Source organism: Brachymonas sp. J145, from assembly GCF_036312245.1.
GTDB lineage: Bacteria > Pseudomonadota > Gammaproteobacteria > Burkholderiales > Burkholderiaceae_C > Brachymonas > Brachymonas wangyanguii.
Window position 1 is genome coordinate 329,775 of record NZ_JAZDCI010000001.1, and the last position, 20,692, is coordinate 350,466.

At 64.9% G+C, this 20,692-nt stretch carries 22 protein-coding genes and 1 other RNA gene; 7 read left to right on the plus strand and 16 right to left on the minus strand.

Annotation, left to right across the window (positions count from 1 at the left end):
* Positions 1 to 12: 12 nt before the first annotated feature.
* From ftsL to V1261_RS01570, 7 genes are all read right to left on the minus strand, one after another.
* Complete coding sequence (gene ftsL, locus V1261_RS01540; protein ID WP_329769659.1) at positions 13 to 342, minus strand: cell division protein FtsL; 330 nt, start codon at positions 340 to 342, stop codon at positions 13 to 15.
* Positions 339 to 1,265 (minus strand): 16S rRNA (cytosine(1402)-N(4))-methyltransferase RsmH, encoded by a 927-nt coding sequence (gene rsmH / locus V1261_RS01545; protein WP_329769661.1) that lies wholly within the window; start codon positions 1,263 to 1,265, stop codon positions 339 to 341. Before rsmH ends, ftsL begins: the two co-directional genes overlap by 4 nt.
* Positions 1,266 to 1,273: 8 nt before the next feature.
* The gene (locus V1261_RS01550) at positions 1,274 to 1,708 is read right to left on the minus strand and encodes a division/cell wall cluster transcriptional repressor MraZ (protein WP_405197996.1); all 435 of its coding nucleotides are present in this window, start codon (positions 1,706 to 1,708) and stop codon (positions 1,274 to 1,276) included.
* Between the two features lie 237 nt (positions 1,709 to 1,945).
* A complete protein-coding gene (gene hslU, locus V1261_RS01555) occupies positions 1,946 to 3,277 on the minus strand; it encodes an ATP-dependent protease ATPase subunit HslU (protein ID WP_329769663.1) in 1,332 nt (443 codons plus the stop codon).
* Between the two features lie 70 nt (positions 3,278 to 3,347).
* Positions 3,348 to 3,905, minus strand: coding sequence for an ATP-dependent protease subunit HslV (gene hslV, locus V1261_RS01560; RefSeq protein ID WP_329769664.1), 558 nt, complete (start codon positions 3,903 to 3,905; stop codon positions 3,348 to 3,350).
* Between the two features lie 102 nt (positions 3,906 to 4,007).
* Positions 4,008 to 4,472 carry an RNA polymerase-binding protein DksA gene (gene dksA / locus V1261_RS01565; RefSeq protein WP_329769665.1) on the minus strand — a complete coding sequence of 155 codons (465 nt, stop codon included), beginning with the start codon at positions 4,470 to 4,472 and terminating at the stop codon, positions 4,008 to 4,010.
* A gap of 213 nt (positions 4,473 to 4,685) precedes the next feature.
* Entirely contained in the window at positions 4,686 to 5,843 is a 1,158-nt protein-coding gene (locus V1261_RS01570) for a CobW family GTP-binding protein (protein WP_329769666.1), read from the minus strand.
* Positions 5,844 to 6,146: 303 nt separating this feature from the next.
* Between V1261_RS01570 and V1261_RS01575 the strand changes: the two genes are divergently transcribed.
* From V1261_RS01575 to V1261_RS01585, 3 genes are all read left to right on the plus strand, one after another.
* Positions 6,147 to 7,607 (plus strand): MFS transporter, encoded by a 1,461-nt coding sequence (locus V1261_RS01575; RefSeq protein ID WP_329769667.1) that lies wholly within the window; start codon positions 6,147 to 6,149, stop codon positions 7,605 to 7,607.
* 84 nt (positions 7,608 to 7,691) lie between these two features.
* On the plus strand, positions 7,692 to 8,849 hold the full coding sequence (locus tag V1261_RS01580) for a M20 aminoacylase family protein (protein WP_329769668.1): 1,158 nt from the start codon (positions 7,692 to 7,694) through the stop codon (positions 8,847 to 8,849).
* A gap of 187 nt (positions 8,850 to 9,036) precedes the next feature.
* On the plus strand, positions 9,037 to 9,582 hold the full coding sequence (locus V1261_RS01585) for a MarR family winged helix-turn-helix transcriptional regulator (RefSeq protein WP_329769669.1): 546 nt from the start codon (positions 9,037 to 9,039) through the stop codon (positions 9,580 to 9,582).
* 9 nt (positions 9,583 to 9,591) lie between these two features.
* Here the strand turns inward: V1261_RS01585 and V1261_RS01590 are convergent, their stop codons facing one another.
* Genes V1261_RS01590 through dapF form a run of 3 tightly spaced genes read right to left on the minus strand, consistent with a single transcriptional unit; the run spans position 9,592 to position 12,244 of the window.
* On the minus strand, positions 9,592 to 10,551 hold the full coding sequence (locus tag V1261_RS01590; RefSeq protein WP_329769670.1) for a tyrosine-type recombinase/integrase: 960 nt from the start codon (positions 10,549 to 10,551) through the stop codon (positions 9,592 to 9,594).
* Positions 10,551 to 11,339: a DUF484 family protein gene (locus V1261_RS01595; RefSeq protein WP_329769671.1), complete on the minus strand. Its 789-nt coding sequence runs from the start codon at positions 11,337 to 11,339 to the stop codon at positions 10,551 to 10,553. The genes V1261_RS01590 and V1261_RS01595 overlap by 1 nt, the downstream gene beginning before the upstream one ends.
* Entirely contained in the window at positions 11,336 to 12,244 is a 909-nt protein-coding gene (dapF, locus tag V1261_RS01600) for a diaminopimelate epimerase (RefSeq protein WP_329769672.1), read from the minus strand. Before dapF ends, V1261_RS01595 begins: the two co-directional genes overlap by 4 nt.
* 101 nt (positions 12,245 to 12,345) lie before the next feature.
* Here dapF and V1261_RS01605 point away from each other — a divergent pair, with 101 nt between their 5' ends.
* The gene (locus tag V1261_RS01605) at positions 12,346 to 14,022 is read left to right on the plus strand and encodes an MBL fold metallo-hydrolase (RefSeq protein WP_329769673.1); all 1,677 of its coding nucleotides are present in this window, start codon (positions 12,346 to 12,348) and stop codon (positions 14,020 to 14,022) included.
* 30 nt (positions 14,023 to 14,052) lie between these two features.
* Here the strand turns inward: V1261_RS01605 and rnpB are convergent.
* An RNA gene (rnpB, locus tag V1261_RS01610) (RNase P RNA component class A) lies at positions 14,053 to 14,386 on the minus strand.
* A gap of 132 nt (positions 14,387 to 14,518) precedes the next feature.
* On the opposite strand from rnpB, the gene panD reads away from it, so the two are divergent.
* Entirely contained in the window at positions 14,519 to 14,902 is a 384-nt protein-coding gene (gene panD, locus V1261_RS01615) for an aspartate 1-decarboxylase (protein ID WP_329769674.1), read from the plus strand.
* Between the two features lie 15 nt (positions 14,903 to 14,917).
* Here panD and V1261_RS01620 read toward each other — a convergent pair whose 3' ends face one another.
* The 3 genes from V1261_RS01620 to V1261_RS01630 are packed head-to-tail and all read right to left on the minus strand — an operon-like array spanning position 14,918 to position 17,723.
* Positions 14,918 to 15,376 carry a putative toxin-antitoxin system toxin component, PIN family gene (locus tag V1261_RS01620; RefSeq protein ID WP_329769675.1) on the minus strand — a complete coding sequence of 153 codons (459 nt, stop codon included), beginning with the start codon at positions 15,374 to 15,376 and terminating at the stop codon, positions 14,918 to 14,920.
* Positions 15,376 to 16,401: a hypothetical protein gene (locus tag V1261_RS01625; RefSeq protein ID WP_329769676.1), complete on the minus strand. Its 1,026-nt coding sequence runs from the start codon at positions 16,399 to 16,401 to the stop codon at positions 15,376 to 15,378. Before V1261_RS01625 ends, V1261_RS01620 begins: the two co-directional genes overlap by 1 nt.
* Positions 16,398 to 17,723 (minus strand): THUMP domain-containing class I SAM-dependent RNA methyltransferase, encoded by a 1,326-nt coding sequence (locus V1261_RS01630; RefSeq protein ID WP_329769677.1) that lies wholly within the window; start codon positions 17,721 to 17,723, stop codon positions 16,398 to 16,400. The genes V1261_RS01625 and V1261_RS01630 overlap by 4 nt, the downstream gene beginning before the upstream one ends.
* An 88-nt stretch (positions 17,724 to 17,811) precedes the next feature.
* On the opposite strand from V1261_RS01630, the gene V1261_RS01635 reads away from it, so the two are divergent.
* A complete protein-coding gene (locus tag V1261_RS01635) occupies positions 17,812 to 18,039 on the plus strand; it encodes a cysteine-rich CWC family protein (protein ID WP_329769678.1) in 228 nt (75 codons plus the stop codon).
* 17 nt (positions 18,040 to 18,056) lie between these two features.
* A complete protein-coding gene (locus tag V1261_RS01640) occupies positions 18,057 to 18,854 on the plus strand; it encodes a class II glutamine amidotransferase (protein ID WP_329769679.1) in 798 nt (265 codons plus the stop codon).
* A 51-nt stretch (positions 18,855 to 18,905) separates the two neighbouring features.
* Here the strand turns inward: V1261_RS01640 and V1261_RS01645 are convergent, their stop codons facing one another.
* Together V1261_RS01645 and V1261_RS01650 are read right to left on the minus strand one after the other, a co-directional pair.
* Positions 18,906 to 19,892, minus strand: coding sequence for a PhaM family polyhydroxyalkanoate granule multifunctional regulatory protein (locus V1261_RS01645; RefSeq protein ID WP_329769680.1), 987 nt, complete (start codon positions 19,890 to 19,892; stop codon positions 18,906 to 18,908).
* A gap of 120 nt (positions 19,893 to 20,012) precedes the next feature.
* Entirely contained in the window at positions 20,013 to 20,540 is a 528-nt protein-coding gene (locus tag V1261_RS01650) for a copper chaperone PCu(A)C (RefSeq protein WP_329769681.1), read from the minus strand.
* Between the last annotated feature and the right edge of the window lie 152 nt (positions 20,541 to 20,692).

The following is a 20,692-nucleotide window of genomic DNA, read 5'->3' on the forward strand; positions in this document are numbered from 1 at the left end:
CGAAAATGCGTTTCATCGGCTGCCTCCCTGCGCGTTGGTGCTCACGTCGGCCACCGGCGTGCTCAGGCTGACCACGCCATTGCGGATCGTCACGTATTGCGTGACGGCCGGACTGGACTCGCGCATGCCGAGCTGGCCACGTGCAATACCCTGCACGCGCAAGGCAGCGGTCTGGGCGCGCTTCTGCACCTCGAGCGTGTCACGCTCGGTCTCGAGCTTGCGTGCGGCGGCGCGTGCCTTGTCCATGTCGGTATAGACAGTGCGCGATTCATACTGCAGGTGCACCAGGTAAAAGGCACTGACCAGCACGGCAGCAAGCAGAGCCAGATGGGTACGGATCATGCCGAGGCCTCCGTACGGGTGGCACAGCGCAGGATGGCACTGCGCGAACGCGGGTTGCCTTCCACCTCTTGCGCCGTCGGGCGCAGGCGCTGCACATCGGTCAGCGGCATCGGCTTGGGCGCGGTGGCAAAGGCGGCCGGCATGCGGCGGTCAAACACCTCGCGCGAATGCTGCGCCATGAACTGCTTGACGATGCGGTCTTCCAGCGAGTGAAAGCTGATGACGACCAGGCGACCACCCGGACGCAGGATGCGCATGGCGGCATTCAGCGCCAGCTGCAGGTCTTCGAGCTCAGCATTGATGAAAATCCGGAAAGCCTGAAACGTGCGCGTTGCCGGATCCTGGCCACGCTCGCGGGTCTTGACCGCGCCAGCCACGAGTTGGGCAAGCTCTGCGGTGGTCGTGAGCGGCCCGTGCTCCTGTCGGCGAGCTGCAATCGCCTTTGCAATCTGTGCAGCAAACCGTTCTTCGCCGTAATCACGTATCACCTCCGTCATCTGGTCGATTTCGGCATCTGCCAGCCAGTCGGCCACGCTTTCGCCACGGGTCGGATCCATCCGCATGTCGAGCGGACCATCATTGCGGAACGAGAAACCGCGCTCCGGGTTGTCGATTTGCGGGGAGCTCACCCCCAGGTCCAGCAGCACGCCGTCGACACTGTGCGCCGGCAGTTCGCCCATGGCAACAAAGCTGTCATGGCGGATCTCGAAACGGCTGTCCTCGATCAGGCGCGCTTCGGCGATCGCATCGGGATCCTTGTCGAAGGCGAGCAGGCGGCCGCTCTCATTGAGCGACTGCAGGATGGCGCGGCTGTGCCCGCCGCGGCCAAACGTACCATCGACATAGTGGCCGGACGGGTTGGCTACCAGCAATTCGGCGGCCTCCCCCAGCATGACTGTGGTGTGTTTCCAATCTGCCTGCACAACGCACCTCAGAACGACAAGTTGTCCAAGAACTCGGGCAGCGGCTGCTCGTCAGCCTCTGCGTCCTTGGCCTTGAACAGCGCCAGATCCCAGATCTCGAAATGGCTGCCATTGCCGATGAACTTGGCGTCTTTCTCCATGTGCGCGGCTTCGCGCAGGTCAGGGGACAACAGGATACGGCCGGCAGAGTCGAGCTCGACCGGCATGGCGTTGCCCAGGATGCGGCGCTTTTGCCAGGCCGCCGAGTTGGGCCAGGCCGCCACCATGGCGCGGAACTGCAGCCATTCATTCTCGGGAAACAGCAACAGGCAGTCCTCACGGAAATGGCGCGTGATGTGCAACTTGTTCTCGCAGACCTGCTGAAGGTCGTCACGATACCGGGCAGGAATGGCGATCCTGCCCTTGGCGTCGATGGCGATGGTGCTGGCACCCTCTAGCAACACGGTGTGATTTCCTGAAAAACGGCCTGAAAAGGGAGGTGGAATGACACTTCTCACCACTATTCCCCACTTTTCAACACTGTATCAGGAAACGACACCGCCCACAATTGCTGTGGGCGGAATTTTTTAATGAAATCAAGAACTTATGGTAACAAGCGGGGAATTTCCAGAAAGGAAATCCCTGCAACTACCAGCACTTACGGAACCTAGTCAATGTAAGGCTTGAGACAATTCCAGGCATTACAGGATGTAACGTGACAAATCCTCGTTCTGGCTGATCTCGCCCAGACGCTGATCGACATAGGCGGCATCGATCACCAGGGTCTGGCCGCCACGGTTGCTGGCATCAAAGCTGACCTCGTCCAGCAGGCGTTCCATCACCGTTGCCAGGCGGCGCGCGCCGATGTTTTCGGTGCGCTCGTTCACGTCATGCGCGATCACCGCCAGACGGCGAATGCCCTCGTCGGTGAAATCGAGCGTGACCTGCTCGGTCGCCAGCAGCGCCTGGTACTGCTTGACCAGCGAAGCGCGGGTCTGCTTCAGGATCGCCTCGAAATCTTCCACCGACAGGTTCTGCAGCTCGACGCGGATCGGGAAACGGCCCTGCAACTCGGGGATCAGGTCGCTCGGCTTGCTCAAGTGGAAGGCACCGGAGGCCACGAACAGGATGTGATCGGTCTTGATCATGCCGTACTTGGTGCTGACCGTGGTGCCCTCGACCAGCGGCAGCAGGTCGCGCTGCACGCCCTGGCGCGAGACATCGGCACCACTGCGCTCGGCACTGCCAGCGACCTTGTCGATCTCGTCCAGGAACACGATGCCGTTCTGCTCGGCGTTGTCCAGCGCCTGGCTGCGGATCTCGTCCTCGTTCACCAGCTTGCCGGCTTCTTCATCGACCAGCTGGCGCAGCGCGTCGGCGACCTTGACGCGCTTGAGCTTGCGGCGGCCCTGCCCCATCTGGCTGAACATGTCGCGCAGCTGCTCGGTCATCTCTTCCATGCCAGACGGACCCATGATCTGCATCGGTGCCGCAGCCTCGGCCAGCTCGATCTCGATTTCCTTGTCGTCCAGCTGGCCTTCGCGCAGCTTCTTGCGGAACAGCTGGCGCGTGCTGTTGTCGGCGGCGGGTTGCGCCGGCTGGTCGCCGACCGGGCGCGCCTGCGGCAGCAGCGCATCCAGAATGCGCTCCTCGGCTGCGTCCTGGGCGCGGTTGCGCATCTGCTGCACCGCCTGTTCGCGCGTCTGCTTGACCGACACCTCGACCAGGTCGCGGATGATGGAATCGACATCCTTGCCGACGTAGCCGACTTCGGTGAACTTGGTCGCCTCGACCTTGATGAAAGGCGCATCGGCCAGGCGTGCCAGCCGGCGTGCGATCTCGGTCTTGCCGACACCCGTCGGGCCGATCATCAGGATGTTCTTGGGCGTGATTTCGGGACGCAGCTTCTCGTCCACGTGCTGGCGGCGCCAGCGGTTGCGCATGGCAATGGCGACGGCGCGCTTGGCCTGCTGCTGGCCAACAATGTAGCGGTCCAGTTCGGACACGATTTCCTGGGGGGTCATGGCAGACATGCTCGGGATCCTGCTTGCGGAAAAGATCGGAAAAGGGAACGGCTGCGCCCACCGGGCGCGGCGGGAGGCATCAGGCCGGGAATTCCAGCGTCTCGATGGTGTGGTGCATATTGGTGTAGATGCACAACTCGCCGGCAATCGCCAGCGAACGGCGCACCACCTCTTCGGCCGACAGCTCGGTGTGGTCGACCAGCGCGATCGCGGCCGACTGGGCATAGGCACCACCGGAACCGATGGCGACAATGCCTTTCTCGGGCTCAAGCACATCGCCATTGCCGGTGATGATGAGGGAGGCATCCTTGTTGGCCACGGCCAGCATGGCCTCGAGGCGACGCAGCACGCGGTCGGTGCGCCAGTCCTTGGTCAGTTCGACGGCAGCGCGCACCAGGTTGCCCTGGTATTTTTCCAGCTTGGCCTCGAAACGCTCGAACAGGGTGAAGGCATCAGCGGTGGCGCCAGCAAAACCGGCCAGCACCTGGCCGTTGTAGAGCTTGCGCACCTTGCGGGCCGAACCCTTGACGACGATATTGCCCAGCGTGACCTGGCCATCGCCGCCGATGGCGACCTGCAGGCCTTGCGGCGTCTGGCGACGCACGCTGAGGATGGTGGTTCCGTGAAATTGTTCCATGCGGGGTAAAGCCAGCGACAGCAGCTGCCGGCTGGCCACAGAAAGTTGATCAACCCCGCACAGATAGGGGCGCGCTGCGGCTTTGCAAGCGCGCCAGCGACATCAGTCGCCGAACATTTTCTGCTTGAGTTCGCGGCGCTGCTGTGCTTCCAGCGACAGCGTGGCGGTCGGGCGCGCCAGCAGGCGGCCGATGCCGATCGGCTCGCCGGTTTCGTCGCAGTAGCCGTAGTCGCCGGAATCGACCAGGTCGATCGACTGCTCGATCTTCTTCAGCAGCTTGCGCTCACGGTCACGCGTGCGCAGCTCCAGTGCGTGCTCTTCCTCGATGGTGGCACGGTCGGCCGGATCGGGCACGACCACGGCATCTTCGCGCAGGGTTTCGGCGGTCTTGCCGGCATTGCTCAGGATGTCGTCACGCAGCAGGGACAGCTTGTGACGGAAGAAGGCCAGCTGCGCGGTGTTCATGTACTCGGCATCCGGCATGGCCAGCACTTCGGCATCGGTCAACTCTTCAGGAGACTTCTTTTTCCAGTTGTTGGCCAGCTTGGCGTCTTTTTTCAGGGGCATACTTCGCTCATGTCGGTGGTCTGTCCAAGGCGGCAGACAGCTTGCTCGCAAACTGCAGCCGCGAACAGCTGCAGGGGAACCCCGAAGCCGGCAAGCAACCCTGCCTGCTTCATGGGGAATTTGCCATTTTGAACGATGTTCGGGGGCAAAACGCAGCGATTTTAGGGTAAATCACTACAAGTATCCAGCCAGCCCCTGTGCTGCGGTGCGATATCAGCTCAGGCTCTGGTCCAGTCCCTGCGTCAGGATCTCGCGCGGCAGATCGACGCCGATGAACACCATGCGGCTTTCGCGCACTTCGTCCTTGCCCCATTCCGGGCCCAGATCGCTGCCCATCAGCTGGTGCACGCCCTGAAAGATCACCTTGCGATTGGTGCCCACCATGTCGAGCACGCCCTTGTAGCGGTACATCTTGGGGCCATAGATCTGCACGATGGCGCCGAGGAAGTCTTCCAGCTTGGCCGGATCAAACGGGCGCGTGGCGCGGTAGACAAAGCTCTTCACGTCATCGTCGTGGTGATGGTGGTGTGCATGGCCCTGGTGGTTGCAGGCTTCGCCCGGTGCGTGGTGGTGGTCGCAATCGTGTGCATGGCCATGCTCATGCTTATGTTCATGACCGTGATCGTGGCCCTGGTGGTTGCAGGCCTCGCCTTCGGCGTGCTGGTGGTCGCAGCCTTCGGCATGGTCATGATCGTGGTGATAGTCGTGCTCGTCTTCCTGCAGGAACTCGGGATACAGGTCCAGCGTGGCGTTCAGGTTGAAGCCGCGCAGGTCCAACACCTCGTCCAGCGCCACTTCGCCAAAGTGCACCACCTTCTGCGGCGCACGCGGGTTCATCTGCTGCAGGCGGTGCTGCAGGTCGTGCAGCTCGGGCTTGCTGACCAGATCGGCCTTGCTGACGAAGATCTGGTCGGCAAAACCGACCTGGCGCTGTGCTTCCAGGCGCTCGTCCAGCTGCGTCTGCGCGTGCTTGGCATCGACCAGCGTGACGATGGAGTCGAGCAGGTAGTTCTCGGCAACCTCGTCGTCCATAAAGAAGGTCTGCGCCACCGGGCCGGGGTCGGCCAAGCCGGTGGTCTCGATCACGACACGGTCGAAATCGAGCAGGCCCTTGCGCTTCTTGGCCGCCAGCAGCGTCAGCGTGTTGCGCAGATCATCGCGGATGGTGCAGCAGACGCAGCCGTTGCTCATCTGGATGATCTGCTCGTCGGTATCGGAGACCAGGATGTCGTTGTCGATGTTTTCCTCGCCAAACTCGTTCTCGATGACGGCGATCTTCTGGCCGTGCGCCTCGGTCAGGATGCGCTTGAGCAGGGTGGTCTTGCCGGAGCCGAGGAAGCCGGTGAGGATGGTGGCGGGGATCATGGTCATGGGAATCTGCAGGAGTGGCGGCAACGCGCGTGGCGCGCCGGAGTGGACAGGGCCAGCGCTGTCATCAGGCTGGCATGCAGGGATATTACTGTCTTTCCGATGCGCAAGGCCAGCAGCAGGCGGCATGGCCTGCCCGGCATCAGGGGCGTCCGGGCATATCCTTGCCTGACGTGGGTGTTTTCTTGATCTGGATCAAGAAACATGCAAACAGGGCTTGCAGGCGAACATCGAGAGGTATAAATTTTCAACTGTTGATTAATTCAATCAATTAACTCCCTCTTCACCTCCTGCAAGGAGACTTCCATGACAAGCACTGCAACCTCTCCGGTTCCCTACAAGGGGAACGACAAGCTGCTGTTCGGCATGATCATGGGCGTGATCGCATTCTGGCTGTTTGCCCAGACCACGCTCAACATCGCACCGGACATGCAAAAAGACCTCGGCATCGATTCCAACCTGATGAACATCGCCGTGGCCATCACTTCCCTGTTCTCGGGCATGTTCATCGTGGTGATGGGCGGCCTGGCCGACCGTGTCGGTCGCGTGCGCATCATGATGCTGGGCTTCATCCTCAGCATTATCGGCGCCCTGATGATTGCCATGGCGCCCACCGGCACCCTGGCAATTCCCTTCCTGATGGTGGGTCGCGCCATCCAGGGTGTTTCCGCCGCCTGCATCATGCCGGCCAGCCTGGCGCTGGTGAAGAGCTACTGGGACGGTGCCGAGCGCCAGCGTGCCGTAAGCATGTGGTCGATCGGCTCCTGGGGTGGTTCCGGCCTGTGCGCCCTGTTTGGCGGCCTGATGACGCAGAACTTTGGCTGGCGCTCGATCTTCTTTGCCTGTGCCGCCGTGTCGGTGCTGGGCATGCTGATGATCCGTGGCACGCCTGAAAGCAAGGTGCAGGGCAACAGCAACGCCAAGCTGGACCTGGCTGGCATCGTCAGCTTCATGGTCACCATGGTGGCACTGCAGATCCTGGTGACCCAGGGCAACAAGTACGGCTGGGCCAGCCCCGCCATGCTGGCCATGCTGGCCATCACCGTGGTCGCAGGTGCCTTCTTCTTCTACGTGGAAAGCCGCGCCGGCCATGCCTTCATCGATTTCAAGCTGTTCAACAACCGCATCTTCACCGGTGCCACGATCTCCAACTTCATGCTCAACGGCGTGGCCGGCATGCTGATCGTATCCCTGCAACTGGTGCAGCTGGGCGGCAACCTGAACGCCCAGCAGGCCGGCATGCTGACCCTGGGTTATGCGATTGCCATCATTGCCTTCATCCGCGTCGGCGAGAAACTGCTGCAGCGCTTCGGTTCCCGCAAGCCGATGCTGTGGGGCTGCCTGATCACCGGCCTGTCGATCCTGCTGCTGATGCCGACCAACGTCATGCTGGAAGACTACAAGTACCTGGCCATCGTTGCCTACATCCTGTTCGGTATCGGCCTGGCCTTCTACGCCACCCCGTCCACGGACGCTGCCCTGTCCAACCTGCCTGCCGACCAGGCTGGCTCCGGCGCCGGCATCTACAAGATGGCCTCTTCCCTCGGCGGTGCCTTCGGCGTGGCGATCTCTGCCGCCATCTTCACCGCCCTGCGTGCCAACAACGACAGCATCCACTGGCTGGAAGGCGTGATCACCTTCGTCGGCCGCCAGGACAACGTGGCTACCCGTGAAGCAGCGATCATCGCCCTGGCATTCAACCTGCTGATGGTGGTACTGGCGATCATCTCCATCATGCGCACCATCCCGAAGGGCAAGAAGGCCTGAGCCTGCCGCCCGCTACGGTCGGCCAGCCGTGCCGCTGGTGCACGCTGTCCGGCCGGAACCCACACACCAGCAAGGAATACCAACATGAAACAGATTCTCGACACCATCAGCGCCGGCCAGGCCGGCATCCAGGAACATTTCCACTACCTGCACCAGCACCCGGGCCTGGCATTTGAAGAAACCGTGGCCGCCAGCTACATCGCCGGCAAGCTGCGCGAATGGGGCTATGAAGTGACCGAAGGCCTGGGCCAGACCGGCGTGGTGGCTCGCCTGAAGGTGGGCGATGGCCAGGCCAGCATCGGCCTGCGCGCCGATACCGACGCGCTGCCCGTGCAGGAAGGTGCCGACCTGCCCTACAAGAGCCAGATCGCCGGCAAGTCGCACATGTGCGGCCACGACGCACACAGCGCGATGCTGCTGGGCGCTGCCGAATACCTGGCGAAAACGAAGAACTTCAACGGCACGCTGAACCTGGTGTTCCAGCCGGCCGAGGAAATCATGGCCGGCGCTCCCGGCATGATCGCCGACGGCCTGCTCGAGAAGTTCCCGATGGACGTCATCTTCGGCATGCACAACATGCCCGGCCTGCCGGCCGGCAAGCTGCATTTCACCTCCGGCCCGATCATGGCCGCGGTGGACAACTGGGAAATCGTGCTGACCGGGGTCGGCAGCCACGGCTCCATGCCCGAGAAGAGCATCGACCCGCTGGTGGCGGGTGCCGCGCTGGTGATGTCGCTGCAGACCATCGTGTCACGCAACGTGGCACCGATGGATGCCGCCGTGGTCAGCGTGGGGGCCTTCCAGTCGGGTGACGCCGGCAACGTGATTCCGCAAAATGCCACGCTGCGCCTGAGCGTGCGCACGCGCAAGCCGGAAACGCGCCAGATGGTGCTGGACAAGATCCGTTCCATCACCAAAGCCACGGCCGAAGCCTACAACGTCCAGTCCGAGATCAAGGAAGGCCCTCCCGGCGCGATCCTGATCAACAACCCGGAACAGACCGAGCGCTGCACGCAGATCGCGCGCGCGCTGCTGGGCGAGGACCAGGTGGTGAATCCCGGCCCGACCTTCATGGGCAGCGAGGACTTTGCCTTCTATGCCGAGAAGATTCCTGGCGTCTATGCCTTTGTCGGCAATGGCGATACCTATAACGTGCATCACCCGATGTACGTGTTTGACGAAAAGGTGCTGCCGGTTGGTTCTGCCTATTGGGTGGCGATTGCCGAAAGCTATCTCAAATGATAGTTTCCTGAAATAAATCGCATTTCTACGGCGCAGGGGCCATGGCAAATGTCATGTCCCCTTCATTTTTATCCACGCATGCCGCGCGGGCTCTTGGCGTGTTCCGGGATCGGGACTAGTATGCAAGTTGCAACAGCCTGCAAGCAGTTCAGGCTGTGCTCCTGTTTCCTGTAATCCGGTCGTACTCATGTCTGCCCCCTCTTCTTCCCGCCCCGCATCGCCCGACAGCGCGTCTGCGGACAAGCCCTACCTGACCTACAAGCTGGATCTGATCAAGACCCTGGCCACCAAGGCCGCCGATCAGCGCTACGAGAAGGCCGTGGGCATGCGGGTGCGCGAGTTGCGGGTGCTGCGCCTGATCCACGCCCTGCCCGGCGTGGCCGCTTCCGAGCTGGGCCAGCGCCTGGTGCTGGAAAAGACGCTGATGTCCAAGTACCTGGCTGACCTGGAGCAGCGTGGCCTGATCCAGCGTTCGCTGGATCCGCAGGACAACCGGGTGCACCGCCTGTTCCTGACCCCAGCCGGGCAGGAGGTCTGGCAGACCTGCGAGCAGATCGGCCGCGAACTGGAACAGCAGATGTTCCAGGAACTGGACGAAGCCGACTGGGAGCAGCTCAACCTGCTGCTGGATCGGCTGCACGACTCGCTGCTGCACTGGCAGGCCAGCACCAGGCCGGCAAGCCGGCGCCCGGCGGCGCGCAGCCGTATCCGTCCGCAGCTCAAGGCGGTCTGACGCCCGGCATCAATCCTGTTTCTTGTGCGCGCGCGGATGCGCGGCATCGTAGATACGCGCCAGGTGCTGAAAATCCAGCCGCGTATAGACCTGCGTGGTGCTGATGTTGGCATGTCCCAGCAGTTCCTGCACGGCACGCAAATCCCCGCTCGACTGCAGCAGATGACTGGCATAGGAATGGCGCAGCATGTGCGGATGCACCGGCGTATCCAGCCCGGCCTGCTGTGCGCGCTTGCGCAGCCGCTGCCAGACCGAAGCCGCTGACAGGCGCTTGCCGCCGCGGCCGATCAGCAGGGCCGGTTCCTGTTGCGCTGCCGGCAGTTGCGCACGCTGCTGCAGCCAGGCCTGCGCCGCCAGCTGCGCCTGTCGCCCGAGCGGTACGCTGCGCCGCTTGCTGCCCTTGCCCAGCACATGCGCCTGGCCTTCCTGCAGATCCAGCCAGCCGCGCGCATCCGGTCCGGCTGCCACATCCAGCCCCACCAGTTCGGCCACACGCAGGCCACAGCCATAGAGCAATTCGACGATCAGGGCATCGCGCAGCTGTTGCCAGTCTGGCGGCGCAGTGCCGGATTCGGGCGGCTGGTAATCGGCCAGCTGCATCGCGGCATCGACCGGCAAGGCCTTGGGCAGCGGCCGGCCGGCCTTGGGCGCATGTACGTCCTGCACCGGGTTGTGGGCGATCTGCCGGCTGTTCACCAGCCAGCGGTAGAAACCACGCCAGGACGACAGCACCAGCGCCAGCCCGCGTGCACTGCGGCCACGCGCATGCAGGGTGGCGACCCAGCGGCGCACATGTGCTGTCTGTACCTGCAGCAGCGGCACGCCAGACTCGCTGGCCAGCGCCTGCAGCAGCGTCAGGTTCTCGCGGTACAGCGTGACGCTGCGCGCCGCCAGCCGCTTTTCATGGCGCACAAAGTCCAGATAGCGCTGCAGCAGCGGATCCGGAGCGATGGCGCCAGTCGGCTGCATCAGGCGTCGGCCGGGGTGTCGCTGGACGGCGCAGCGCTGTCGGGAGCTGCCTCTGCAGGCACTTCGGCCACAGGTGCAGCAGTAGCCGCCACCGCACGCGGCAGCACCAGCGGCGACAGCGCCGCGCTGGCGATATCGGCAATGCGCTGCAGGAAATCGGTCGCCATGTCATCGGTAAAGCGCTGGCTGTCGGGCGATGCCAGCACCAGCAGGCCAAAGGCGGCCGACGTGACAGCGCTACCCGGCGTGCGCAAGGGCAGCAGTGCCAGTGACGCCGCCTGGGTCGGCTCATCCAGCCATTTCACCGCCTCCACGCCCACATGCATGCCGCAATATGGCGATTGCAGCGAGCTGGCGAAGGCCTGGCCTTCTTCGCTGACGCCACAGGCAAAACCCTGGCTGGCGTATTCGGGCGTGACACCCCAGATGCGCAGCGCCACCTGCGGCACCTGGAACTGCTCCTGCAGATTGCGGCACAGCGTGGCCGGCAGCGCCAGTGGATCGTGCTGCAGATACAGCCCGGTGGCCCACTTGAGCAGGCGGTTGGTGGTCAGACTGTTGCTGCTGCCGTGGCGGATCATGTCGACCAGGCGGTGCTCCAGCACCTTGATCTTGTCGCGCAGCATCTCGGCCTGGCGCTCGTGCAGGTTGACGACGCGCTGGCCGTGGGCGCTGCCCAGTTGCACCGCTGTCAGCAGTTCGGCATTGCGCTCGAAAAAGCCGGGATTCTGGATCAGGTATTCGGCGATGTCGCGCTCGGTGATGGGGGCAAATTCGTTCGGATTCATGCGAGAAATTGTTCGTTCTGGTCGGTCGGCAGGACCGGGAATTCGGGCAAGTCGATCTCGCCATGGTAGACGGTGGTGGCCGGGCCGGTCATCATGACGCGGCTGCCGGCACCGTCCCACTCGATATGCAGGCTGCCGCCGCGGGCATCGACCTGCACGCGGCTGCCCAGCAGGCCGAGCTGACGACCGGCCACCACCGCGGCGCAGGCACCGCTGCCACAGGCCAGGGTTTCACCCACACCGCGCTCATAGACGCGCAGGCGCGCATGGTCACGCCCCAGCACCTGCAGGAAGCCGACATTGACGCTGGCAGGGAACGCCGGCAGCGCCTGCACCGCACGGCCAATGGCCTCGACCTGGGCCTCACGCGTATCAGGCACCAGCAGCACCGCATGCGGATTGCCCATGGACAGCAGCACCGCCTCGACCGGCTCCAGGCCAGCCGCCGACAGGTCCAGCTGCCACAGCGTGGCCTGCTGCGCCTGGCGCTGCGCCACGCCCTGCGGCTCGAAGGGCAGCACCGCGCTATCGAAGGCGGGAATGCCCATGTCTACCGTGACCAGTCCATCCGCACGCGCCTGCAGCACGATGGTGCCGCGCTTGACCTCGACCGCAATCGTGTCCTTGTCGGTCAGACCCTGCTCCAGCACGTAGCGCACGAAGCAGCGCGCGCCGTTGCCGCAATGCTCGACTTCACCGCCATCCGCGTTGTGGATCACGTAGGCAAAGTCGGTATCGAGCCGCGTTGCCGGGCGCACGCTCAGGATCTGGTCCGCCCCGATGCCGTAGCGCCGGTCGGCCAGAAAGCGGTAATGCGTGCGGTTCAGCCCGAGACTGCCGCGCATCTCGTCCAGCACGATGAAATCGTTGCCGGCACCCTGCATCTTGGTAAAGCGGATCTTCATGCCGGCATTATCGACCAAGGTGACAGGGTTTGCAGCAATCCGCCCGCGCAGGGCTTGTGGCATAGTTGACGCTCACGTCAATCCGATTTCTGATCTGCTCCATGCCACGCGCCAGCCAACTGCTCCACCCCGAACTGACCCCTGCCCCCCTGCGCCAGGCCGCCACCGTGCTGCTGGTACGCGATGCCCCCGACGGCTGGGAAGTGCTGATGACCAAGCGCTCGTCCAAGGCCAGTTTTGCCGCCGACCTGTACGTGTTTCCCGGCGGCGCCGTCGATGCCGCCGACCTGGCGATCCAGCAGCAGCCGCAGCTGTTCTGCCACCAGCCGCTGCAGGAAGGCGAGCCGCTGACCTGGGCGCTGGCCGCACTGCGCGAAAGTTTCGAGGAGGTTGGCGTGCTGCTGGCCACGCGTGCCGATGGCAGCCCGGCCACGCAGCAGGATGTCGATGCGCTCGATGCCGCCATCGGCCGCCGCAACACGGCCCCGGCCTTTTACGATGCCTGCCGTGACGCTGGCCTGTGCCTGCGCGTGGATCAGGTCTACCTGCTGGCACGCTGGACCGGCCCGCTGGACATTCCCAAGCGCTTCGATACCCCGTTCCTGGTGGCGCGCATGCCCGAAGGCCAGCAGGCGCTGACCGACGACCACGAGCAGTTCGAAGCCTGCTGGGTGCGTCCGTCCGACGCGCTGGAGCGCCACGAACGCAATGAATTCGCCATCATGTTCCCGACGCACGGCACGCTGCAGCGCATTGCGCACTTTGCCAACGTGCAGGAGCTGCTGGACGCCTGCACGCCGCACCAGCCGCGCTGGCACTACATGCCGCGCGGCGCACAGCTGAATGGCGAGGAGGCACGCATCGTCAACGACGAACTCGCCTTTGGCGAGATCGGCCTGGTGACGCCGCACGGCCAGCCGGTACACCCGCTGGACTGGCAGCACGAGCGCCCGGTGCCACTGCTGCGCAACGTGCAGCGTCTGACCGCCAACAACAGCGGCCGCATGACCGGCCCCGGCACCAACAGCTATATCGTCGGCACGGCAGGCAGCGGCTATATCGTGATCGATCCGGGCCCGGCACTGCCCGATCACGTGCAGCGCCTGCACGATGCCTGCGGCGGCGATATCCGCCACATCGTCTGCACCCACTCGCACCCCGACCACAGCCCAGGCGTACCGCTGCTGCAGGAACTGGTGGAGCGTAGCGGCCATCCGCGCCCGCAGCTCTACGGCCTGCCGCACGGCCCCGATGCGCGTGCCGACAGCCATCTTTCGCCGGACGTGGCACTGGCCGATGGCCAGCAGCTGGTGCTGCAGGAGGCGGATGGCAGCACGCACACGCTGCTGGCGCTGCACACGCCTGGCCATACCGCCAACCATGTCTGCCTGGCACTGCTGGAAGATGGCCTGCTGTTCAGCGGCGACCATATCCTGAACGGCAACACCACCATCGTCGATCCGCCGGATGGCCATATGGGCGATTACCTGGCCTCGCTGGAACGGCTGGAACAGCTGTGCACGGGCCAGGACGTGCAATACATCCTGCCGGCGCACGGCCATGTGATGGAAGATGCCGCCGGCGCGATCCGCCGCCTGCATGCGCACCGCCTGATCCGCGAAGCCAAGGTACTGGCCGCGGTACAGGCGCTGCCCGATGGCCAGCCGGAAGACTGGGTGCCGCTGGCCTACCAGGACACGCCGGAAGCCCTGTGGCCGCTGGCGCGCCGTTCGCTGCTGGCGCACGTGCAGCACCTGCGCGAACTGGGTCAGATCTGAGCCCGGAAAACTGAGCCCGGCAAAGGAAAAAAGGGAAGCCTGCCGATACGCCGGATTCTGTGCGCGACGGTTGCCCGTCGCGTGACCGCCATTCATCTGGGCCGGGGGTCACCCCACCGGCTCGGTGCTACCTACCCGCCAGCTCTGCGGAACCACATCAACGCTGGCCTACTTGGTATTGCTGCGCGCAGAGATTGCCCGTTTCACCCGGACTGAACCGGCTCGTCTCTGTTGCTCTGATCCTCACCTTGGTCCTTGCGGCTTTCGGTGGAGAGGTGTTACCTCCTGCGCTGTCCTGTGCAGTCCGGACGTTCCTCCAGTGCGGTGTTTCCACGCTTGCACCAGCGGCGGCCTGGCAGGCTTCGGGCGCGATTATGGCCCAGGAAAACTGTCGTGGCAATGTGAACTTGGCGACATAAAACCCATCCAAGTGCTGCACGGTATCCGTACAACCCCTAGAATGCCGATTCTTTCCCATCCACGAGGACATCAAGCAATGCCCCAACACACCCTGCTCAGCGGCAAGATCCACCGCGCCACCGTCACCCACTGCGAACTGCATTACGAAGGTTCCTGTGCCATCGACGAGGACCTGCTGGACGCCTCCGGCATCCGTGAGTTCGAGCAAATCGCGATCTGGAACATCAACAACGGCGAACGTTTCAGCACCTACGCCATCAAGGCGGCACGCGGCAGCGGCATCATCTCCATCAACGGCTCGGCCGCACGCCGCGCCAGCACCGGCGACCTGGTGATCATTGCCGCCTTCGTCGGCCTGGACGCGAGCGAGCTGGACAGCCACAAGCCGCAGCTGGTGTTCGTGGACGAGCACAACCGCCAGATCGAACTGCGCCAGCACATCCCGACGCAGCAGCCCTGAGCGGCCGCCTGTCCCTCACAGGGCAGGCACTGGCTCCCAGCTGTCGGGCAGCAGCCGTGCCACCAGCACCTGCTGCTTCGCCAGCCGCTTGCGCAGCTTGAGCACCTGGGCATCCTTGCTCAGCAGGATCGCCTGGTGCGCGGCGGCCAGATCGACAAAGCACTGGTCGTCCGTATCCTTACAGCTGACGCCCGCCGGCCCGGCCGGCTCCACATACTGCACCACCGCATCCATGCGCTGCAGCAGCTGTTCCGTGCTGTGGCCATAAAACGCCATGCGCGGGGCAATCTGCGGGTACTGCAGCACCCGCTCCAGCTCGTTGCGCATGCGCGGAATCGCCAGCCAGCGCAGCCGTTGCTGTTGCAGGGCCTGACGCAGCGGTTCCACCGCCGGCTCGGCAAACAGCAGCAAGTCGAGCACGATATTGGTATCGATCACCACCACGCGGGTGGACGTGTCTTGCGGCAGCGTCATCAGAACTCCGGCACCGGACTCGGGCCACCCTCGATCAGCTCGAAACGGCCGTCCTGGTAGCGATAGAGCTGGGACTGCTGCACCTCCTGGCGGCCGGTTTTCGGCTGCCAGAGACGCCCACGGTAGCGGATGCTGACATCGGCCGCCAGGCCCTCGCGCGAGATCGGGTGCACCTCGCCCTGCACATCAAAGCAGTCCTGTGCCGACTGCCGCTCGCCTGCAGCGCCCTGCCCCTGGAAGGCACTGTTGCGCTCCTGCCGCGACAGGCCGAGCTGCAGCGCGCAATCGGCATAGGCCTGGTTGCTGGCGGCCAGCCGCTCACGCAGGCTGGGCTGCATGCCTTGGGACCGCAGCGTATAGCCATGCAGCCACTGGCCACACACGCCCTGCCAGCAGGCCGCGGGCTGGAAGGTCAGCAGGTAGTCATTCAGGCCCAGCTTGTAGATCTGGCTCTCACCCGCAGTTCCGTCATGGCCGATCGCATCCACCACCGGCTGCCAGCGCGTGATGCGCCAGCGCTCGCCGTCCGATGCACGGCCGGCAGTGCCCGCCTCATGCAACAGGCTGAAATGGATGGCGCCGACATAGGCGCGCGTGGTCGGCGTCTGCAGCGTGCGCTGCTCGTTCTCCAGCGGCACCGATTCGATCACCAGCGTGGCATGTTGCTGGCCAAAGCGGATCACTTCACGCGGCAGCACCGCCACGCGCACGCGCTGCTGCAGCTGTGCCACCGGCACGGCGCCCGGCGCCGGCAGCTCGCGGGGCGCGCTGGACGGCAGCATGGCCGCCGGCAGGCGTGCTGGCGGCAGTTCGGGCAGTGTCATGGTGGTGCGCCAGCGCACCTGCTCCTTCTCGACCAGCTGCTGGTCGTTGCCGAAGGCGGCATCCATCAGGGCGCTCGGATGCAGGCTGTTGGCGATGCCCAGGTGCTGCACCGCACTGGCATCATTGGCCGGGCGCTCGCAGCCGGCCAGGGCCAGCAGCAAGGCCAGACCCAGCCATCGCCCGACACGCCCCAGGCTCATGCGCCCGGCTCCGCCGGCGGACCGCTGCGCGGCTGCATGGCACCGGCCACCAGGTCAAAACGGAACAGGCGGCACTCGATCGGGCCGTTCCACATCGGGATCTTGCGCGATTCACGCAGGCGCATGCGGCGCGGCAGCTCGCGATCGGGCGTAAGCAGCCAGGCAGTCCAGCCGGGGTAGTTGCGTTTCCAGTGGCTGGACAGGCGCTGGAAGAAGTCGTCGTTGTCCTCGGCCATCAGGGCATGTTCGCGACCACCACGGGTAGCTGCTGGTGCACGGTTCAGGCCGAGCCGGCCCTCGATACGCGGGCCCGCGGTGTGCACGCGCTGGGCGCGTTCTTGCGCTCGCTCGCCAGCAACGCCGGCTGCGGCAATGCGCTCGCCATACGGCGGGTTGATCAGCAGCACGCCAGGCGTCTGGCCGGGCGGCATGCGCTGCAGCGCATCACCGCCGCGCAGCTCCAGCGCATGCGCCACGCCGGCACGCTGGGCGTTGCGCTGGGCAAAGTCCACCATGCGGTGCGCCACGTCACTGCCAAACACCAGCATCTCGGACGGGCGGATTTCGGCGCTGCGCGCCTGTTCACGCAACTGCTGCCAGACATGCGGCTGGAACGGCAGCAGGCGCTCGAAACCAAAGCGGCGCTGGCTGCCCGGCGCCATGCGACAGGCCATCTGCGCCGCCTCGACGGCAATCGTGCCGCTGCCGCAGCAGGGGTCGTACAGCGGCACGCCCTGATCGGGCTGCCAGCCGCTGGCGGCAATCATGGCCGCGGCCAGGGTTTCCTTGAGCGGCGCGTCGCCCTTGTCCTCGCGCCAGCCACGCTTGAACAGCGGCTCGCCCGAGGTATCGATATACAGCGCCATGCGGTCATTGGTCAGGTGCGCATAGATGCGCACATCGGGCCAGTGGGTATCCACGCTCGGGCGGCTGCCGGCGCGGTCACGGAAACGGTCGGCGACCGCATCCTTGATGCGCAAGGCGGCAAAGTTCAGGCTGCGCAGCGGGCTGCGCTGTGCCGTGATGTCAATGCGGAAGGTGTGGCGCGGCGTGAACCAGCTTTCCCAGGCGGTCTCGAAAGCGGCCTGGTAAAGATCGGATTCATTGGCATAGGGCGTGCGCGACAGCTGGACCAGCACGCGCTGCGCCAACCGGCTGTGCAGGTTGAGCAGCATGGCATCGCGCCAGCTGCCGTCCACCAGCACGCCAGCACGCAGGGGACGCACCTGGGCGTCGCCCAGTCCGGTGATGGTGCGGGCCTCGGCGGCGAGATAGTCCTCGACACCGGCCGCACAGGGCAAAAACAGCTGCAGGGCATTCATCCCGTAACCTTACCAGAGTCTGTCAATACCGCCATGACGCAGCAGCAGGAAATTCGCCAGCAGCCTGCTCTTGGGACAAAATAGGCGCATGACCAGCTCCCCCTCTCCCGCATCGGCCGATCCGGCCCTGATCTGTCCGCGTTGCGGCCAGTCCAACCAGTGTGCCGCAGCCGCCGGCCAGCCAGCGGGCAGCTGCTGGTGCCTGAACCAGCCAGTGCTGCCGGCGATCCGCGACGGCGCCCCGATCGGCGACCGCTGCTATTGCCCGGCCTGCCTGCAGGCGCTGCACCAGGCTGCTGTTGACGCCACCCCCTGATCCAGGAGATTCCGCCCATGTGCCAGTTGCTGGGGATGAACTGCAACACCCCGACCGACATCACTTTCAGCTTCAGCGGCTTCTCGCAGCGCGCCGGCGTCACCGACCACCACAGCGACGGCTGGGGCATCGCCTTTTTCGAGGGTCGCCATGATGCGCCGCCGGACGCGCCGGACAAGGGCGTGCGCCTGTTCGTGGACCACGAGGCAGCCAGCAGCTCGGCGATTGCCCAGCTGATCCGCAGCTACCCGATCAAGAGCCGCAACGTGATCGCGCATATCCGCAAGGCGACGCAAGGCGTGATTTCGCTGGAAAACTGCCATCCGTTCGTGCGTGAGCTGTGGGGACGCTACTGGGTATTCGCCCACAACGGCAATCTGGAAGATTTTCATCCGCACCTGCACCGCCAGTTCCAGCCGGTAGGCGATACCGACAGCGAGCGTGCCTTTTGCTGGATCATGCAGGAAGTGGCCAAGTCGCATGCCGCCATGCCCAGCGTGGAGGAGCTGACGCGCACCCTGCGCGAACTGATGCCGCAACTGGCCAGTCACGGCACCTTCAACATGCTGCTCTCCAATGGCGCTGCCTTGTGGGCGCATGCCAGCACCAACCTGCACTACATCGTGCGCCAGGCGCCGTTCACCACGGCACAGCTCAGCGATGAGGATGTGAGCATCGATTTTTCCGATGTCACCACGCCGCAGGACCGGGTCGCCGTGATTGCCACGCTGCCGCTGACCACCAATGAGCAGTGGACCGCGTTTGCCAGCGGCGAACTGCGCACCTTTGTGGATGGTGCGCCGGTCGACTGCTGAGGTACTACCCCGCTGATGCGGCAGCCGTAACGCCGCCGCTGGCCTGCTGCATCAGGCAGCGCCGGGCTTGCGTGTGCGGCTGCTGGCCGGCTTGCTGGCAGCGGCCGGCTTGGCTGCCGTGGCGGGCTTGCTGCGACTGGCGGCGGGTTTGGCAGCGGGCTTGCTGGCCGCAGCACTGCTCGTCTTGCTGGCAGCCGGCTTGGCGGCAGCGGTACGCGGCGTTGCCGGCTTGCGCGTGCTGGCCGCAGGCTTGCTGGCGGCGGCAGCCGGCTTGGCCACCGGGGCAGCAGCCTTTGCCGCCGCTTCCTTGGCCGCAGCGGCCTCCTTCTCGGCACGCGCATCGGCTTCGGCCTGCATGCGGGCAGCAGCCTCTTCCTGCGCCTTCATGAAGTCGGCCTGCTGCTTGAGCACATCTTCCTGCGCCTGCTGGGCGATGCTCTGGAAGGTGTTCATCATGCTGCCCCACCACTGGCCCGCCTGAGCCCAGGCTTCGTTGAAGGGGATTTCCGGGGTGGCTTCCGTGGCGGGCGGCTCGGCGGCAGCGGCTTGCGGAGCCGCCGCTGCAGTCGGCGAGGCCGACTGGCTGGCTGGCTCAGCATTGGCGCTGCCGGTGAACGGTTGCCAGAAGGCGGCAAACGGCGACACCGGCGCCTCTTCGGCTGCGGGCGCGGCTTCGCTGCTGTCGGGCGCGACCGCCTTGACTGCCTGCGTGACGCTGGAAACAGTATCGGCCGCAGCCTGCTGGAACACCTGCGCCATGTCGTTCATGCTGACATTCATGTCCTGCAGCGTGCTCAGCGTCATTTTCTGCACTTCCAGCGCCTGGATCGTGGCCTTGAGCGCAGTGGTGTTCTGTTCCAGCCAGAACTGCACGGTGCGCAGCTCCTGGATGCGGCGATCGACCTCTTCCGGGTCAACCGTGGGCGCGACCCACTGCGCGGCCGTGGGCGACAGGCCGCGCGGCTGCGTCATCTGGCGCAGGAAATCGAATCCGGGTACGAACTTGCTGAAATCAAAGCCGGCGGCATTCACGGTCATGGCGGGGTCCCCTGTCTGGTTGGCATGGATCGGACAAGCATACCGCAAGCCACCGCTGCAGAACAGGCAGGCATTCCCTCAGGCCGGCAGCCACTGCTGCCAGGCCGCCGATTCAGGCCATCAGTGGTGCATCATCGGCATTTTCTGCTGCGGGCCGGCGCTACGTGTCAGCGCGTGCACCGGGACCTGCAGCGTACGCTCGACGGCCTTGCCCTGGGCATCGCGCAGCTCCAGCGTGAGCGGAATGACGCTGCCAGCCTGCACCGGGGCCTTCAGGTCCATCAGCATGATGTGGTAGCCACCCGGCTTGAGCGCGGTGGCCTGGCCGGCCGGCAAGGGCAGCTCGGGGAGATGGCGCATCTTCATCACGCCATCGATCACGGCCATTTCGTGCACTTCGACCACCGGCGTCAGCGGCGAACGGGCACCAACCAGCGTCATGGCCTGGCTCGGCTGCAACTGCATGAAGGCACCGGTGGCCTGCTGGCCAGTGACCGTGGCACGGATCCAGGCATCATGCACCTGCAGCTGGTGCCCGGAGACAGCGGTGGCGGCAGCGCGTGCCGGAGTGGTTTGGGCCTGGCTGGCAAAAGGCGTGACCGCAGCGGCCAGGGCGATCAGCAGGGAAGAGATACGAATGGGGGACATGGTCTTGCTCCGTCAATGGATAGTGGCAGGGTATAGCCCGCTGCAGTGGCCAAAAGGGGGAAAAGCAACACTGCAGCAGGTGCCAGCAGCGCGCCGGGCAGCTGCATGGCGAACACGCGCCGGCTGACAGGCACACGCCTGCCGGCGACCGG